The 14,137-nt window shown below is 63.8% G+C and carries 17 protein-coding genes; 10 read left to right on the plus strand and 7 right to left on the minus strand.

Going from position 1 to position 14,137, the window contains the following annotated elements; translation table 11 throughout:
• Positions 1–25 precede the first annotated feature (25 nt).
• Positions 26–640 carry an OmpA family protein gene (locus tag ABT23_RS02740; protein ID WP_296630783.1) on the minus strand — a complete coding sequence of 205 codons (615 nt, stop codon included), beginning with the start codon at positions 638–640 and terminating at the stop codon, positions 26–28.
• Positions 641–878: 238 nt separating this feature from the next.
• Here ABT23_RS02740 and ABT23_RS02745 point away from each other — a divergent pair, with 238 nt between their 5' ends.
• From ABT23_RS02745 to ABT23_RS02765, 5 genes are all read left to right on the plus strand, one after another.
• Entirely contained in the window at positions 879–1,421 is a 543-nt protein-coding gene (locus ABT23_RS02745) for a hypothetical protein (protein WP_296630786.1), read from the plus strand.
• Positions 1,422–2,167: 746 nt separating this feature from the next.
• Positions 2,168–2,728 carry a dihydrofolate reductase family protein gene (locus ABT23_RS02750; protein ID WP_296630789.1) on the plus strand — a complete coding sequence of 187 codons (561 nt, stop codon included), beginning with the start codon at positions 2,168–2,170 and terminating at the stop codon, positions 2,726–2,728.
• A gap of 525 nt (positions 2,729–3,253) precedes the next feature.
• The gene (locus ABT23_RS02755; RefSeq protein WP_296630792.1) at positions 3,254–4,126 is read left to right on the plus strand and encodes a cytochrome c oxidase assembly protein; all 873 of its coding nucleotides are present in this window, start codon (positions 3,254–3,256) and stop codon (positions 4,124–4,126) included.
• Between the two features lie 97 nt (positions 4,127–4,223).
• Positions 4,224–4,682, plus strand: a complete 459-nt coding sequence (locus ABT23_RS02760) for a copper chaperone PCu(A)C (protein ID WP_296630794.1) — start codon at positions 4,224–4,226, stop codon at positions 4,680–4,682.
• Complete coding sequence (locus ABT23_RS02765) at positions 4,679–5,290, plus strand: SCO family protein (RefSeq protein ID WP_296630796.1); 612 nt, start codon at positions 4,679–4,681, stop codon at positions 5,288–5,290. The genes ABT23_RS02760 and ABT23_RS02765 overlap by 4 nt, the downstream gene beginning before the upstream one ends.
• A 176-nt stretch (positions 5,291–5,466) precedes the next feature.
• Here ABT23_RS02765 and ABT23_RS02770 read toward each other — a convergent pair whose 3' ends face one another.
• The 5 genes from ABT23_RS02770 to ABT23_RS02790 all read right to left on the minus strand — a co-directional run bounded on the left by ABT23_RS02770 (position 5,467) and on the right by ABT23_RS02790 (position 10,771).
• Positions 5,467–6,417: a hypothetical protein gene (locus tag ABT23_RS02770; RefSeq protein ID WP_296630799.1), complete on the minus strand. Its 951-nt coding sequence runs from the start codon at positions 6,415–6,417 to the stop codon at positions 5,467–5,469.
• A gap of 83 nt (positions 6,418–6,500) precedes the next feature.
• A complete protein-coding gene (locus tag ABT23_RS02775) occupies positions 6,501–8,261 on the minus strand; it encodes an ABC transporter transmembrane domain-containing protein (RefSeq protein ID WP_296630802.1) in 1,761 nt (586 codons plus the stop codon).
• A 47-nt stretch (positions 8,262–8,308) separates the two neighbouring features.
• Positions 8,309–9,181 carry a patatin-like phospholipase family protein gene (locus ABT23_RS02780; protein ID WP_296630805.1) on the minus strand — a complete coding sequence of 291 codons (873 nt, stop codon included), beginning with the start codon at positions 9,179–9,181 and terminating at the stop codon, positions 8,309–8,311.
• A 263-nt stretch (positions 9,182–9,444) separates the two neighbouring features.
• A complete protein-coding gene (locus ABT23_RS02785) occupies positions 9,445–9,924 on the minus strand; it encodes a YbhB/YbcL family Raf kinase inhibitor-like protein (protein WP_296630808.1) in 480 nt (159 codons plus the stop codon).
• A gap of 169 nt (positions 9,925–10,093) precedes the next feature.
• Positions 10,094–10,771 (minus strand): YceH family protein, encoded by a 678-nt coding sequence (locus ABT23_RS02790; protein WP_296630811.1) that lies wholly within the window; start codon positions 10,769–10,771, stop codon positions 10,094–10,096.
• 161 nt (positions 10,772–10,932) lie between these two features.
• Here ABT23_RS02790 and ABT23_RS02795 point away from each other — a divergent pair, with 161 nt between their 5' ends.
• Both ABT23_RS02795 and ABT23_RS02800 read left to right on the plus strand, forming a co-directional pair.
• Positions 10,933–11,424 carry a hypothetical protein gene (locus ABT23_RS02795; RefSeq protein ID WP_296630818.1) on the plus strand — a complete coding sequence of 164 codons (492 nt, stop codon included), beginning with the start codon at positions 10,933–10,935 and terminating at the stop codon, positions 11,422–11,424.
• A gap of 1 nt (position 11,425) precedes the next feature.
• A complete protein-coding gene (locus ABT23_RS02800; RefSeq protein ID WP_296630821.1) occupies positions 11,426–11,716 on the plus strand; it encodes a coiled coil domain-containing protein in 291 nt (96 codons plus the stop codon).
• A 37-nt stretch (positions 11,717–11,753) separates the two neighbouring features.
• On the opposite strand, the gene ABT23_RS02805 is transcribed toward ABT23_RS02800, so the two are convergent.
• Positions 11,754–12,320 (minus strand): hypothetical protein, encoded by a 567-nt coding sequence (locus tag ABT23_RS02805; RefSeq protein WP_296630824.1) that lies wholly within the window; start codon positions 12,318–12,320, stop codon positions 11,754–11,756.
• A 195-nt stretch (positions 12,321–12,515) separates the two neighbouring features.
• Here ABT23_RS02805 and ABT23_RS02810 point away from each other — a divergent pair, with 195 nt between their 5' ends.
• From ABT23_RS02810 to ABT23_RS02820, 3 genes are read left to right on the plus strand one after another with little or no spacing between them, the layout of a single operon-like run.
• Positions 12,516–12,890 (plus strand): hypothetical protein, encoded by a 375-nt coding sequence (locus ABT23_RS02810; protein ID WP_296630828.1) that lies wholly within the window; start codon positions 12,516–12,518, stop codon positions 12,888–12,890.
• Entirely contained in the window at positions 12,874–13,377 is a 504-nt protein-coding gene (locus ABT23_RS02815; protein ID WP_296630831.1) for a sigma-70 family RNA polymerase sigma factor, read from the plus strand. The genes ABT23_RS02810 and ABT23_RS02815 overlap by 17 nt, the downstream gene beginning before the upstream one ends.
• A complete protein-coding gene (locus ABT23_RS02820) occupies positions 13,374–14,132 on the plus strand; it encodes an anti-sigma factor (protein WP_296630838.1) in 759 nt (252 codons plus the stop codon). Before ABT23_RS02815 ends, ABT23_RS02820 begins: the two co-directional genes overlap by 4 nt.
• The last annotated feature ends 5 nt before the right edge of the window (positions 14,133–14,137 follow it).

Raw genomic sequence — 14,137 nt, forward strand, 5'->3', positions numbered from 1 at the left:
ACGAATCCAGGGTCATCGCGTCTCGCTACTCGTCGGCCAGGGTGAACACGATGCGACGGTTCGCCTGCTTGCCGGCCCGGGTTTCGTTGCTTGCGATCGGCAGGCTCTCGCCGTAGCCGATGGCGTAGAGACGTTCCGGACCGATGCCGCGCAGGATCAGCGCATCGACAACCGCTTCGGCACGGGACACCGACAATGCCAGGTTGGCCTCGTCCTCGCCGTCGGAGTCCGTGTGACCTTCGACATTGACGGTCGCTTCCGGACACAGGGCCAGGTCGCCCGCCAGCTCGTCAATCACGGGCAGCGACTCCTCGGCCATCCTGGCACTGCCAGACTGGAAGGTGATGGCATTGCGGGCGGCAAGCGCGCCGACCTTGTCGCGACAGACATCGAGGGGCGGCAGCAGCGTCACGCTGGTTTCCCACTGATCGAGCGCCGGCACCGCGGCAAGCGCGGTCAGCGCCGCCTGCCTGGTCGCTTCGGTTTCGGCGCGGCCGATGAATACCCATTTGTCGCCGTCGAGCCCGAACTCGCCATCGGCCAGCAGGCTCAGGGCACGGCTGCCGGCATCGGCGCTGGTGATGAAATCCGCCGGCAAGTCGGGGTTGATGGCGAGGCCTTCCGACGTACCAACGATCATAGTTGGCATCCGCTTCCTACAGTCGAAGAACTCAGTTCCCTTGGAAAAGAGATTTTAGTGCTCACTAACCAGTTCAATGAGGCGCGTCTTATGGGCTTCCTGGCGGAGGCGCTTGCAAAGCGGCCAATCGCAAAATGACGACGCCCAACACTTCGGTCAAGCGGGACTGGCCTACAGCGGCCTTCGTCCGCTTCCGGCCAGCCCATTACCGTCAACGTTTAGCCGTCACAGGATCCCTATGAGCCTCATCCGCTACTCCGCACTGCTTTGCATGCTCTTGGTTGCGCCAGCTCACGCCGAAGGGAGCGCTTGGCACGACAGTAGCGGAAAGCCCGTGGCAGAAACGGAGTCGATGAAGTCAAAAAGCGAATTTGCCGGTTCGTTGCTTGCGACGACGGACGAAGCCTGGGAAAAGAAGTGGAACACTCCTCCGGAAACAAAGCCGAACTTCAACAGAGCCGGAACGGTGCCATATGGTAAGAAGGTCCATGTTCTTATCTTTTTTGTGAACCCAAAGCTAGACGAACGACGGAATGCTGACGTCCGCTGTGATGTACGAATGTTGGCTCCCACAGGAAAGGTTTCGTTCGATCAAAAAGACATGACCTGTTTTGCCGGGCCTATCCAAGGCGGCCCATACTACCTCCGGCTTTCGGCACCGGTAATTACCTTCTCGGGCGATCCGGGCGATCCACCAGGCAATTGGTCAATCGAAGTGGTACTTCGAGACGCCATACGGAAGGTTGAGCTTCCACTTCGTACAACGTTCGTACTGAAGTAGCCATGACGACTAACCTTTCAGTCGAGCGGACCTGCGCGAAACCCCATTCTGGCGAACGCATAGAAAACCAAGGCAAGAAGCCATGGTGGAAACTTTGGTGAAAACGCCCAACCCGGCAGTCGAGAGGGACGGCCAACCAGCTGCGCTGGTTGGTTCCCTCAGCGCTTCGCGCTCCGGCCGCCCCTCACTTCTACGTTAGCCATCAGGGAGTTAATAATCAGATGACAAGAACCACAAAATCCATATCAGCTATAGCAACCCTCGCCACTCTGCTTCTCGCAGGTTGTGCAACTCAGTCCGTCCCGAGTGAACGTCTAAATCAAGTGGCCGTTGTTACTTCTGGCGGTACCAATTTGTGGACCTTGGGGCGTATGCCAACTATTTCTGTTGTTGAAGTGGATGGAGCCGCTCCAGCGAACGCCTATGGCCCTATCGAGCTCGCCCCAGGCCCACACAAGCTCAAAATGAAATGCGGTGGGAACATCACCGAAACCGAAGTTACCGTAGCAGCGGGCGAAGTGTATGAATTCTCTGTCGTCATGGGCGGATCCGGCGGCTGCCAAGGCTCCCTTTATCGGGTCAGACCCGCAAACAACTAAACATGGCTAACAATTCGGTCAAGCGGGGCTGGCTTACAGTGGGCTTGCCCGCTTCCAGCCAGCCCCTTACCTAAAACGTTAGCTCGCTGCGAGCGACTCGTCGACAAGCGACAATCCAGTGGGACGCCAAACTCTGAGTAAAATTTCATGGGACTTCTAACCTTCAGCCTCAACGTAACCCTGGACGGCTGCGTCGACCACCAGGAGGGAATCGCCGACGACGAGACACACGCTTTCTTCACCCACCTCATGGACGAGAGTGGGGCGATGCTGTGGGGCCGCCTCACCTACGAGATGATGGAGGGCTACTGGCCGGCGGTCGCTCGCGGCGACGAGGAGGCGCCGCCGGCGATGCGCGAGTGGGCGGTTAAGCTGGAGGCCAAGCCGAAGTACGTGGTGTCGTCGACGCGAACGGAATTCCCTTGGACCAACAGCCACCCCATCGCTGGCGACCTGCGCTCGGGCGTGCAAAAGCTCAAGGACGCGACCCCGGCCGGCGTACTCCTCGGTAGCAGCAAGCTCGCGACCGAATTGGACCGGCTGAATCTGATCGACGAGTACAAATTTCTTGTTCACCCCAGGATCGCTGGCCATGGTCCGACCCTGTACCAGAGCGGGCTGGCCAGTACTCGACGGCTCGAGCTGGTCTCGGCGACGCCGCTCAGTAACGGCGCGGTCGCCATGCACTACCGGCGCGTGCGCGGCTAACAATCGGTTGCAGCGGACGGTCCGCTGCGCGGCCCGCCGCTGAACCGGGGCGTTGACCGGTAGTCACCGAACACCGGACACATGAAATAGTCAGCCTGGGAGGCCGCTTTGACCGAACATGAGACAGGCATGCCTTCAATCTGAGCTTCCGCTCGTGACCGACTCGAGACTGTAGAAACTGACCCAGGCCACTGGAAGTGGCAATCAAGACCGATTCACCGTGTCTGCTCCAGCATGCCGGTACCCAGTTCGTCTCCCGAACCTGGCCTCTGCTCGAAGCCATGCGGCCCGATCAGGAACAAAATCCTCCTTCCACGAGTCACCTGAACGCTTTCGGATTTCTGCGACGCCCAAGAACGCGGGACGGATAATCGCAAAAGTACGGCGTGGCCTCTTGAACAAGCGACCACGGTAATTACAAAACGCATCTCCGATTTCAGTGCGCGTACCGGATTGATCCGTGCTGGACAGCGTGTCCAGGCAGCGCGAGATGCTGAATGGGGGGCGCTACGGCTTGATTAAACGGTGCACTCGCTGCTGCAATCCATCGCCCTCTTTCTGCTCCCTTGGGAGTTCTCCCCAACGGTGCTGCTGCTGTGTGCCGGCAGCGTGCTGTTGTATGTGCGCGGGCTGCGCCATGCGGGCAGCGAGGCGACGTCGCCCGGATTCTGGCGTATCGCCGCTTTCTTCGTTGGCCTGACGTCCATCTATGCGTTTCTGCAGACGCATCTGGATTATCTGTCCCAACACATGTTCTGGATCCATCGGCTGCAGCATCTGGTGCTGCACCATGCGGGGCCGTTTCTCATTGCGTTGGCGGCGCCGCTGGAGATCATGGCTTTGGGTACGCCGCGTTGGCTGCGTCGGGGGCTCTTCGTGCCTGTGTTCAATAATCCGCTGACGCTGCGGCTCTATCGGCTCCTCCAGCATCCGGTCGTCGCCCCGCTGCTGTTCACGGGACTGATCGGGTTCTGGCTCATCCCGTCGATTCACTTCAAGGCCATGCTCAGTCTTGCGCGTTACGACGTCATGAACTGGAGCATGCTGGTCGACGGCTTGCTGTTCTGGTGGCTGATCGTGGGGCCGGAGAAACACACCGGCCTCAAGCCGTTGGGCTATGGCACCCGCATCATCATGCTGTGGGCCATCATGCTGCCGCAGATCGCCATCGGCGCTTATATCGCCTTGAGCAGCACCATTCTTTATACCAGCTACAGCGTATGCGGCCGTGCCTGGCCGATTGCCCCGATGACCGATCAGGATATCGGCGGCTTGATCACCTGGATCCCGGCCGCCATGATGAGCGCGGTGGGCGCGCTGGTCGTGTTGCGGCGGTGGCGCAACGATAGCCATTCCGAGCGGGCGAGGCCGCTTCGGCCTGGCGTCGAGATGCAGTGAAACCGTGTTCGGGCGAACGCCGCCGCCTGTCGGGTTGTCTGCCCGATGGACGCGATCATCGGTCCGGATAAGCACGCACACGATCAATGGAGGCACCATGTCCCTGAAAGATGTTTCGCGAAAACCGCTGCTGTGGCTTGCCGCAGCACTGTGCATGGCGTTTGCCGGTCTGGCGCAGGCTGCGGGGAGTCCCGCGTCTGTCGAGCATGCGCGCATTCGCTGGCTGCCGGACGATCTGCCGCTGGCCGGTTACTTCGACCTGACCAACACGGGGCCGCGGCCGCTCACGCTCACGGGCGCATCCAGCACGGTATTCGGCGACGTGATGATGCACCGCACGGTTCATCGCGGCGGTGAAACGGGGATGGTGCCGGTACATGACATGCAGGTGCGCCCCGGGCAGACGCTGCATTTCACGCCGGACGGCTACCACCTGATGTTGATGGGCCGTACCCGGGCGCTGGCCAAGGGCGACGTGGTGCCGATCCGGTTGACGTTTTCCGGAGGGCGCTCGATGGACGTGATGTTCGCGGTCAGAGGCGCCGACATGCAATGAGCCTGCGGAATCCTGTTGCCCGTACGCGAATTTTCCTGGCTGCGGCGTTCTGTTCGTGTGCGGCCCTGCTGAGCGGATGTAGCCAGGAGAAAACCTGGGACCTGGTCAACATTACCGGCATCGTGTCGCCGCTGGCGTTCTCGCTTACGGACGACACGGGGCGACATGTCACCGCGGAGACCTATCGCGGCAGGATCGTCATGCTGTACTTTGGCTACACGCATTGTCCCGACGTGTGCCCCACGACGCTGGCCACGCTGTCCCAGGCGTTGTCGAAACTTGGGGCCGCTGCCGACAAGGTGCGGATATTGTTCGTGACGGTCGATCCGCAACGCGATACGCCGCCACTGCTCAAGCGCTATGCCGAGGCATTCGGGCCTGAATTCATCGGACTTCGCACCGACGACCCGGCACTGCGCCAGCTGGCCAAGCGCTACCGCGTCACCTACAGCCTCGGCAAACCGGATGCCCACGGCAACTACGAAGCGACCCACAGCAGCGCGGTCTTCATCTTCGACGGCAAGGGCAAGGCGCGGCTGATGGCGGAATCCTCCAGCAGTGCGGTGGCCATTGCCCACGACGTGCAGCAACTCATCGGCGGCGCGTGAGCGCGGGGGGGGGCTTCCCTTGTCGGTCGGCCGTAAGACGTGGGGAACGCTGAACATGTCTTTCGACACGCTCAGGACGAACGGCAACCCGTTGATTTCGTTCGTGGCGAGCCCTTCGGCGCAGCTCAGGACAGGCTCGTCGAACCACCCGGCAAACCTGCTTTTTCAGCGTTTCCTTAGCGGTTGAAGTCCGCGATGCAGTTCTTCAGCGCGTTGACGTTGTTTGTGCCGAGCGTGCAGTTGCCTGTCTTGAGCGGACGGTTTCTCGACTCGTCGCGGGGGCTGCGACTGGCCAGCAGGTCACGCCGGGCGCCGGGCGAGGTTTCGGCGACGTTGAGCGCGGCCAGCTGCTTTTCCGCCGCGTCGAGCTGCTTTTGTTTTTCGGCCATGGCCTTCGAGGTCTCGACGAGCTTTTCCTCTGCGGTAGTGCGCTTGGCCTGTTCTTCCGTCAGCGCTTTGTGCGTTTCCGCGCTGGACTGGGTCGAGTCGGCCAGGGCTGTCTGCAGGCGCCGGTTCTCCGCGACCTGCTCGCCGATCAGGCTTTCGAGCTGGCGATGGGCGTCGGAGGTGGCGGCCGAGTAGGCGGCGAGGGACGCCGCCAGCTTCTTCTCGGCGTCGGCGCGCTGGGTCTGCTCGTTGTCGAACGCCTTCTGGATGTCGGCGCTGGGCCGGGTTTTCTTCGCACGCGCGGCTTCCTGGCGCAGGTTGTCGTTGAGCACCTGGTCGAGTTGTTGCTGGAACAGGGTATAGGCGAGGGCACCGCCGCCGGCGCCGCCGACCAGGAGCACGCTCATATAAATCAGGAGTGCGCGCAGACGGCGTTTCGGCTTGGGGACTTCGACAGGCGTCTCGGCCGGGGCGGCCGATGCGCCGCGTCGCGTCTCCGAGCGGTCCGGCCGGGCGCCACGCCTGTCATCGGCGTCGTCGGTTTTCTCCGGCTCCCCGCCGGCTTTCGTGCGCAGACGTTGCAGGAAGGCGATGCCGGCGTCGAGCACGGCCGTGATCCGGGTACGCACCTTGGTGCGCAGCGCGCGCTTGGCGTGTGCCGACAGGGTTTCTTCCGCAGCCGGCGCGTCAGTCGGCTCGCGGGAGCGTGGGCTCGCGGCAGGGGCGGGGGAAGCGTTCAAGCAGGTCTCGCATCGGTGTCATTCTTAATAGGGGTATCGGCCCGTTCTGGAATAACTGAATGCAGCGGCCGGGATGCGGCCGGTCACTGGTTGAGTTGCAGTGCGGCCAGCCGCGCGTAGAGTCCGCCCTGCCTGCGCAGATCCTCCGGCGTGCCGGTTTCCACGATGCGGCCGCCGTCCATCACCACGATGCGGTCGACTTTCTGCACCGTGGCCAGCCGGTGCGCGATGACCAGCGTGGTGCGTCCCTGCATGGCGGCACCGAGGCCTTGCTGCACCAGGGCTTCCGATTCTGCGTCGAGCGCGCTGGTGGCCTCGTCGAGCAGCAGCAGGGGGGCGCCTTTCAGAATGGCGCGGGCGATCGCGATGCGCTGGCGCTGGCCGCCGGACAGGCGGGTGCCGCGCTCGCCGAGGAAGGTCTGGTAGCCCTCGGGCAGGCGCTCGACGAACTCGTCCACCAGGGCGGCTCGGGCCGCGCGGAGGACCTCTTCGTCGCTGGCGGTGGCGCGGCCGTAACGGATGTTCTCCAGCGCATTGGCCGAAAAGATGACCGGGTCCTGCGGCACGATGGCGATGCCCTGGCGCAGGTCGTGCAGGCTCAGCTGGCGGATGTCCTGCCCGTTGAGCCGGATCGCTCCTGCGGACACTTCGTAGTAGCGCAGCAGCAGCTGGAACAGCGTGGTCTTGCCGGCACCGGACGGGCCGACCAGCGCGACGCTTTCGCCCGGCGCGATGTCGAGGCGGATGTCGTGGAGCGCGTCGGTGTCCGGCCGGGCGGGGTAGCGGAACGTGACGTGATCGAAGCGGATCGCCGCCCGGGCCGGCTGAGCCGGCGCTTGCGGGCTGGGGGCCTCGTGGATGGCGGATTCGGCGTGCAGCAGGTCGAGCAGCCGTTCCGTCGCCCCGGCGGCGCGCATCACGTCGCCCCACACTTCCGACAGGGTGCCGACGCCGCCGGCCACCAGCGCCGCATAAAGGACAAAAGAGGCGAGCTGGCCGCCGGTCAGGATGCCGTCGTGTACCTGACGGGCGCCGATCCACAGGACGAAGATGATCGTCCCCATCACGGCGGTGATGATCAGCGCCGTGAGCGCGGCGCGCACGCGCGTGCGCCGGATCGCGGTGACGAAACTGGCTTCGGTGCGCTCGGAAAACCTTCGGGCTTCCTGCTGTTCCTGCGTATAGGCCTGCACCGTCGGCATGGCGTTGAGAATCTCGCCTGCCAGCGCCGAGGCATCGGCGATCTTGTCCTGCGATTCCCGCGAGAGTTTCTTGACCTTGCGGCCGATGGCGAGGATGGGCAGCGTCAGCAGCGCCATCAGGCCGAGGTTGAGGGAGAACAGATAGAGGCTGGTGACGGCCAGCATGATCATGCCGCCGATGAACTGGAACAGGCTGCGCAGGCCCATCGAAATCGAACTGCCGACCACGGTCTGCACCAGCGTCGTCAGGGTTTCGAAGAATTGCGGCGATTGCGCCAGCACGCGCGCGTAGACGGCGCTGCGCAGGTCCGCCGTTGCCCGCTCGCCGATCCAGGCCACGGTGTAGTAGCGCGCCGCCACGGCGAGCGCCCAGATGCACGCCAGGCCGAACAGGACGACGAAATGTCCGTTCAGGCTCAAGGCGCCGAGCAGGCCGCCGCTCGGTTGCGCCGGTTGGCCGAAGCCGAAGTCGATGAGATCGCGAAACGCCAGCGGCACCAGCAGGATGGTTCCGGAACCCAGGCACAGCAGCATGAAGGCCAGCGCAAGCCGGGCCCGGTAGGGCCGCAGGAAAGGCCACAGGCCAGCCAGCGCCGACAGGGGGCGAGGGCTGGCCGTGGAGATGGGGGGAGCCGGGGTCATCCCCAATTATTGTCCAACTCGTTCCCCGGCGTGCGGGAAATGCGTCTTCAGCGCTGCTGGGCCCGGGCGAGTTTGGCCTTGAGTTCGGGCATGACGGCGGCGGCGGCCTTCTCGCCTTCCAGGATGGCGAGATTGCGATCCGCGAAATCGGTGCTGCTCACGGTGGCGGTCTTCGGCCGGATGACGACATCCGCATCTTCCAGCTCGTGGCGGCTGATCGTATGGCCCATGATGGCGAAGGTCTGCAGCAGCACGTCCAGCGTGCCGGCGAGCCTGTCGCGGCGGTTGACGTTGGAAATGTCCACGGCGATGACGAAGTCCGCCCCCATGGCGCGTGCCGCCTGGGCCGGCACCGGCGAGGTGAGGCCGCCGTCCACGTAATCCCGGCCGTTGATTTCGACGGGCTGGAACACGCCCGGCACGGCGCTGGAAGCGCGAACCGCCATGCCCGTGTTTCCCTGGCGGAAGAGCACCATCTCGCCGCTTTGCAGGTCGGTGGCCACCACGCCGAGGGGCTTCGGCAGCCGCTGGATGGGCAGGTTCTTCACCTGCTGGTTGATGAAGTCCTGCAGCGCCTCGCCCTTCAACACGCCCCGGTTGGGCATGACCCAGTCCGTCACCATGTTCTCCTGGATGTCCAGGGCCTGTTTCTGCAGGTCGAATCCGCTCATGCCCGAGGCATAGAGTGCGCCCACCACCGATCCCGCGCTGGTGCCCACCACCATGCTGGGCACGATGCCCTGGGCCTCCAGTGCCTTGATCACGCCGATGTGGGCAAAGCCGCGCGCCGCGCCGCCGCCCAGGACCAGCGCGATCTTAAGCGGCGGTTTCGGCGTCGGGGTGGGTACTGTCGGCGCCGGTGGCGGCGCGGCGCAGGCGGTGAGCAGGGCAGTGAAGAGGAGCAGGGCGAGGCGGCGCATGGAATAAACCGGACTTTCAGGATGCCGGATTATGGAGGATGGCGGTCGAACCGGGTAGCCAGTCGCTAAGCATTTCGGGGAAGCCGGAATCGGCTGTCGAAATGAATACGCCTTAATCTAATCAGATCCTGCGACAAGAGCCAGGATCTGACGCGGGACTTGTGTGGAGTATTTTTGCGATGACGATCGGCGCCAGCATTCACTTCGGCATATTGCCGCTACTTGGCCAATCGGCCGGAACAAAAAACCGACTTTCCAGCGATCTACGAGCGCCTGCCTGACTTTTTGTAATACCCCACCAATTCGCTCTGCGCCAGGATGTGGCCCTGCATCGCCTTTTCCAGTGTGGCCTTGGTCGCCGACCAGAAAACCGGCAGTCGGGTGTCGAGTGCGTATAGCTTGAAGACGTAACGATGGCGGCCGATGGGCGGGCAGGGGCCGCCATAGTCTGTGCGCTGCCAGTCGTTGAGACCTTCGCGCGTGCCGGCCGGCAGCCGCGTCGTGGTCATGCCGGCGGCGAGTCCGGGGGTGCTGGGCGGGAGGTTGTAGAGCACCCAGTGCACCCAGGTCGTTTTCGGCGCAGCCGGGTCGGGCGCATCGGGGTCGTCGACGATCAGCGCCAGGCTTCGGGTCTCGGCCGGTACGCCGGTCCACGCCAGCGGAGGCGACAGGTCGCTGCCCTCGCAGGTATGCAGGCTGGGAATATCGGTGTTCGGGGCGAATGCGCTTGAAGTCAGTTCCATAGTCGTGTGCCTTTCCGTGGCATATGCGATCCCGCCTGCCAGAGCGAGGGCGATAACCGCCCCCATCGATTTGCGTACCCAATCCGGCATGCGTCATCCATTCGTTCAGTTTGAATGAAATATAGACAGTTCAACCGGTCGTGTGCGTGGGGCGCGCAATGCGCCCCTTTCAGGGCTGCACGCCGAGTTCCTCGCACAGTCTACGCACTAATTCTTTCAAGGCGTCGACTTCGGTTTCGAGTCGCGCCACATGTGTCTTGAGCGCGGCGATTTCACCGATGCTGACGGTGTCGCCGGGTTCGAATGCAGAGGCAGGCGCTGCCGGAATTGCCTCGATATCCGGGGTGCCGCTGAGCAGATGCGCCCAGCGGTTTTCGCGCGAGCCGGGCTGGCGCGGCAGTTCGGTCACCAGGGCGCCATCGGGCCGTTCGGCCAGTTCCTGCAGAAAGGCGTCCACTGCCGAGATGTCGGCGAAGCGATGCAGGCGTTCGCTATTGATGCGCAACTCGCCCGCGGTTTGCGGGCCGCGCAGCATCAGCACGGTGAGCAGGGCGACGGACTGGGCAGGCAGGCGCAGGACTTTTTCCGTGTTGTGGGCGTAGCGCGTCACGCGGCCGCCGCTGGACTCGATGACCAGGGCCGGCCCCTTGAGCGCGTCGATGGCGGCCTGCACCTCGGCCTCGCTGGCCTCCATGATGGGATGGCGGCTGGTCTTCTGGTTGCAGCCGGCCACCAGGGCATTGAGCGACAGCGGATAGGTGTCGGGTACGGTGTGCTGCTTTTCGCAGAGCACGCCGAGGACGCGGGTTTCGAGCAGGGACAGGACAGGCAGGCGCGGGAGGGTCATGATGGAGCCGGAAATATCGAGAGCAGTCATTATGCCCCGAGGCGGCGGACAGCTTGCCGGATAAGAACGCTCGTGGATGATCGGCGTGAAGCGTGCGCAGGCAGCCTGTTTCCTCGCGCGTCTATACTGGGTGTACCCCTACAAGAATTGAAGGAATGGCAATGAACGTACTCGGCGCAGTCATCCTGGTGGCCTTGTTTCTGTTGGCGGGCTTCACTTTGGCCAACTGGTCGGTGCTGACCGCCCCCACCCTGCTGTCGTTCGTGGCCTTCCATGTCGAGGGGCCGCTCGGGGTGATCCTGCTGGGCGTGACGCTGGTGTTGGTGGCGCTGTTTGTCCTCTATGCCCTGATGTTGCGCACGAACATGTTGATGGAGTCGCGTCGCCACAATCAGGAATTGCAGGCCCAGCGCAAACTTGCGGAAAGCGCCGAAGCTTCGCGCCTGAACGAATTGCGTGCTCAGGTCACGCATGAATTCGCGCAGTTGCGCGATGCGATCGGGCAGGCCGATGTCCATATGGACAAGATGGAACAGTCGATGCGGCAATCCATGAACGAAGCTGCCAATGGCCTTGCCGCGCTGGTCGGCGAGATGGACGACAAGATCGATCGCGCGCTTGCGCGGAATGCAACCGAAACGAAAGGACACTGACATGAGTACCCGCGACGAATATGTGCGCAAGATGCATTCTCTGCTGGACAAGGGCAATGCCGAGATCGACGCGCTGGCAGCCAGGATGGAGCATGCCGAGGCGGGCGCGCGCGACGCGTATCAGAAGCAGATCGCTACGCTGCGCACCCGGCAGGACGAGGCGCGCGCCAGGCTGGAGTCGTTGCGCACTGCGAGCGAGGGCGCCTGGCAGGATATGAAAGCCGGCGTCGAACTGGCATGGGATGCCATCGGCGAGGCGATCGAATCCGCCCGGTCCCGCCTCGGTAAATAAGCGGCCGCTCGAGCGCGGCTCAGCTCAAATCGGCGCCTCAGAAACGAATGAGCTTGCAGAGTGCATCCAGCAGCCCGACCAGTTCCGTGCCGCCATGCAGGACGGCTATGCCCCCGCGGACGCAATAGCTGACGGCCATGGCGCCGAAGACCGTTGGAATGCCCATGAGCAGCGCCAGCGTGGCCGTGTCCGGATCCTGTGCGTTGGCGTCCTTGCGGTGCCTGTATTTGAGAATCTGGACGATGGCCATGCACACGGTGGCGGCCAGCGCCGTGATCGAGATCCACGCGAGCACGCCGCCCAGCATGCGGTAGACAACATCGCCGGTGTCGGCAGGCGGATCGGGAAAGGCGTTGAAAATCCCGGTGATGACCGCCAGGCAGAAGGCGATGAGGCCGGCCAGGAAATAGATGGTGGTGCGGTAGGGGTCGCCTTTTTTCTGGTCTGCGGCCTGTTGCGTGCCAAGCACGGCGGCTTTCACCACTGCAGGCAGGGTGGTCTGGAGCGTCCCCTGGACAGCCTGTTGCATGTTTTCCGTCATGGCGCGGCGGACGTCCTGGTCTTCCAGTGCGGCAATCACCGCGGTCTTGAGTGTGTCCGGCATGGTGTCCTTTCTGGGCAGTCCCACTTGGTATAGCTGAGAATCCGGGTTGGAGGCGTGTTCTGCCGCATCGCAGGATAATGCGGTTGTCGATCGGGCTGGATAAATTTTCGTGGCGATGGAATAAATCGGGGCGTCCCGGTGTTTGCGTCCATGCAGGCTGACTGCATCCCTCCATTTTCGAGAAAAGGATTTCCCATGAAAACCGCATTCACTTCCTCCCTGGCAGGCCTGGTCCTGCTCGTTGCCTGTGCGACGCCGAACGCCGCGCCCGTGGCCATGCAGTCGGGCGTGCTGACCAACGCCGACGGCATGACGCTGTACGTGTTCGACAAGGATGCCGCCGGCTCCGGCAAGAGCGCGTGCAACGGCGATTGCGCGACGAACTGGCCGCCGCTGATGGCAACGACCGGCGACAAGGCGAGCGGCGACTACAGCATCATTACCCGCGACGACGGCAGCCGCCAGTGGGCCTACAAGGGCAAGCCGCTGTATCGCTGGGTCAAGGACCAGAAACCGGGCGATACCACGGGCGACGGCGTGAAGAACGTGTGGCATGCGGCTAAGCCCTAAGCCGGATCTGATCGAGCACCTGCCCCGTCTGCGCCGCTACGCCCGGGCGCTGACGGGCGATGTCGCGCGTGCCGACGACCTGGTGCAGGACACGCTCGAGCGCGCGCTGGCCAGGCTCGATCTGTGGCAGCCCGGCAGCGACCTGCGCGCCTGGCTGTTCACGCTGATGCACAATCTGTTCGTGAATCAGTTGCGGACCCGCCGCCCGCAGGACACGGCACTCGACGAGGCTCTGGACATCCCGGTGAGCGGCGGACAGATGGAAGCACTGGCGGCGCGCGACATGCACGCAGCGCTGGTGCGGCTGCCCGATGAGCAGCGGGAAGTGATCCTGCTGGTTGGGCTGGAACAGTTTTCCTATGCCGAGGCCGCCCAGGTTCTGGGCGTGCCGGTCGGCACGATCATGTCGCGTCTCGCCCGTGCGCGCGAGCGGATGCGGCACATGCTGGCGGGCGAGCCCGCCGTACAGTTGAAGGTGGTGAAATGACGGATCCTGTGCGCGAGGACGATTTGCATGCCTATGTGGATGGCGCGCTGCCCGAGGCGCGACGCCTGGACGTCGAGGCCTGGCTGGCTGCGCATCTGGAGGACGCCGCGCGGGTACAGGCATGGGCTGGACAGAACCAGGCGCTGCATGCCGCATTCGATGGCGTGCTCAACGAACCCTTGCCGATCGACCTGGTACGTGCGGCGCGCCGCCGGCCGGTCCGTGCGCCGTGGCGGGCGATGGCGGCGGCGCTTGCATTGGCCGCCAGCGGCCTGATCGGCTACGGCATCGGCCTCAGAGAGGATCAACCCGTCCCGGTGCCGTTGCATTTCGCCCGCGATGCAGCGATCGCGCATGCGGTGTTCAGCCCCGAGGCGCGGCACCCGGTCGAGGTGGATGCGGCCCACGCCGCGCATCTGGTGAGCTGGCTTTCCAAGCGCGTCGGCGTACCGATCAAGGCGCCGGAATTCGGCGCGCTCGGTTTCGAACTGCTGGGCGGGCGCCTGCTGGCAGGTGAATCCGGCCCGGTGGCACAGTTCATGTATCAGGATGCGGGCGGGCATCGTGTCACACTCTATGTGCGGCGTGCCGTGACGGGCAATCGCGAGACGGCGTTCCGCCACGTCACCGAAAACGGTGTCGAGGTGTTCTACTGGATCGACCGCGATTTCGGCTATGCCCTGTCCGGCCAGATCGCGCATCAGGACATGCAGAAACTGGCCGACGCGGCCTATCGTCAGATGATGGGCGGTTGATCGAA

The organism is Thiobacillus sp. SCN 63-57 (assembly GCF_001725555.1).
Taxonomy (GTDB): Bacteria; Pseudomonadota; Gammaproteobacteria; order Burkholderiales; family Thiobacillaceae; genus Thiobacillus.

Coding starts and splice junctions, on each gene's coding strand:
- ABT23_RS02785 (WP_296630808.1), bottom strand. CDS start 9,924: ATGGAACTGACTTCAAGCGCATTCGCCCCGAACACCGATATTCCCAGC.
- ABT23_RS02775 (WP_296630802.1), bottom strand. CDS start 8,261: ATGACCCCGGCTCCCCCCATCTCCACGGCCAGCCCTCGCCCCCTGTCG.
- ABT23_RS02805 (WP_296630824.1), bottom strand. CDS start 12,320: ATGCCGGACACACTCAAGACCGCGGTGATTGCCGCACTGGAAGACCAG.
- ABT23_RS02810 (WP_296630828.1), top strand. CDS start 12,516: ATGAAAACCGCATTCACTTCCTCCCTGGCAGGCCTGGTCCTGCTCGTT.
- ABT23_RS02745 (WP_296630786.1), top strand. CDS start 879: ATGAGCCTCATCCGCTACTCCGCACTGCTTTGCATGCTCTTGGTTGCG.
- ABT23_RS02815 (WP_296630831.1), top strand. CDS start 12,874: ATGCGGCTAAGCCCTAAGCCGGATCTGATCGAGCACCTGCCCCGTCTG.
- ABT23_RS02800 (WP_296630821.1), top strand. CDS start 11,426: ATGAGTACCCGCGACGAATATGTGCGCAAGATGCATTCTCTGCTGGAC.
- ABT23_RS02795 (WP_296630818.1), top strand. CDS start 10,933: ATGAACGTACTCGGCGCAGTCATCCTGGTGGCCTTGTTTCTGTTGGCG.
- ABT23_RS02760 (WP_296630794.1), top strand. CDS start 4,224: ATGTCCCTGAAAGATGTTTCGCGAAAACCGCTGCTGTGGCTTGCCGCA.
- ABT23_RS02740 (WP_296630783.1), bottom strand. CDS start 640: ATGATCGTTGGTACGTCGGAAGGCCTCGCCATCAACCCCGACTTGCCG.
- ABT23_RS02820 (WP_296630838.1), top strand. CDS start 13,374: ATGACGGATCCTGTGCGCGAGGACGATTTGCATGCCTATGTGGATGGC.
- ABT23_RS02790 (WP_296630811.1), bottom strand. CDS start 10,771: ATGACCCTCCCGCGCCTGCCTGTCCTGTCCCTGCTCGAAACCCGCGTC.
- ABT23_RS02780 (WP_296630805.1), bottom strand. CDS start 9,181: ATGCGCCGCCTCGCCCTGCTCCTCTTCACTGCCCTGCTCACCGCCTGC.
- ABT23_RS02765 (WP_296630796.1), top strand. CDS start 4,679: ATGAGCCTGCGGAATCCTGTTGCCCGTACGCGAATTTTCCTGGCTGCG.
- ABT23_RS02750 (WP_296630789.1), top strand. CDS start 2,168: ATGGGACTTCTAACCTTCAGCCTCAACGTAACCCTGGACGGCTGCGTC.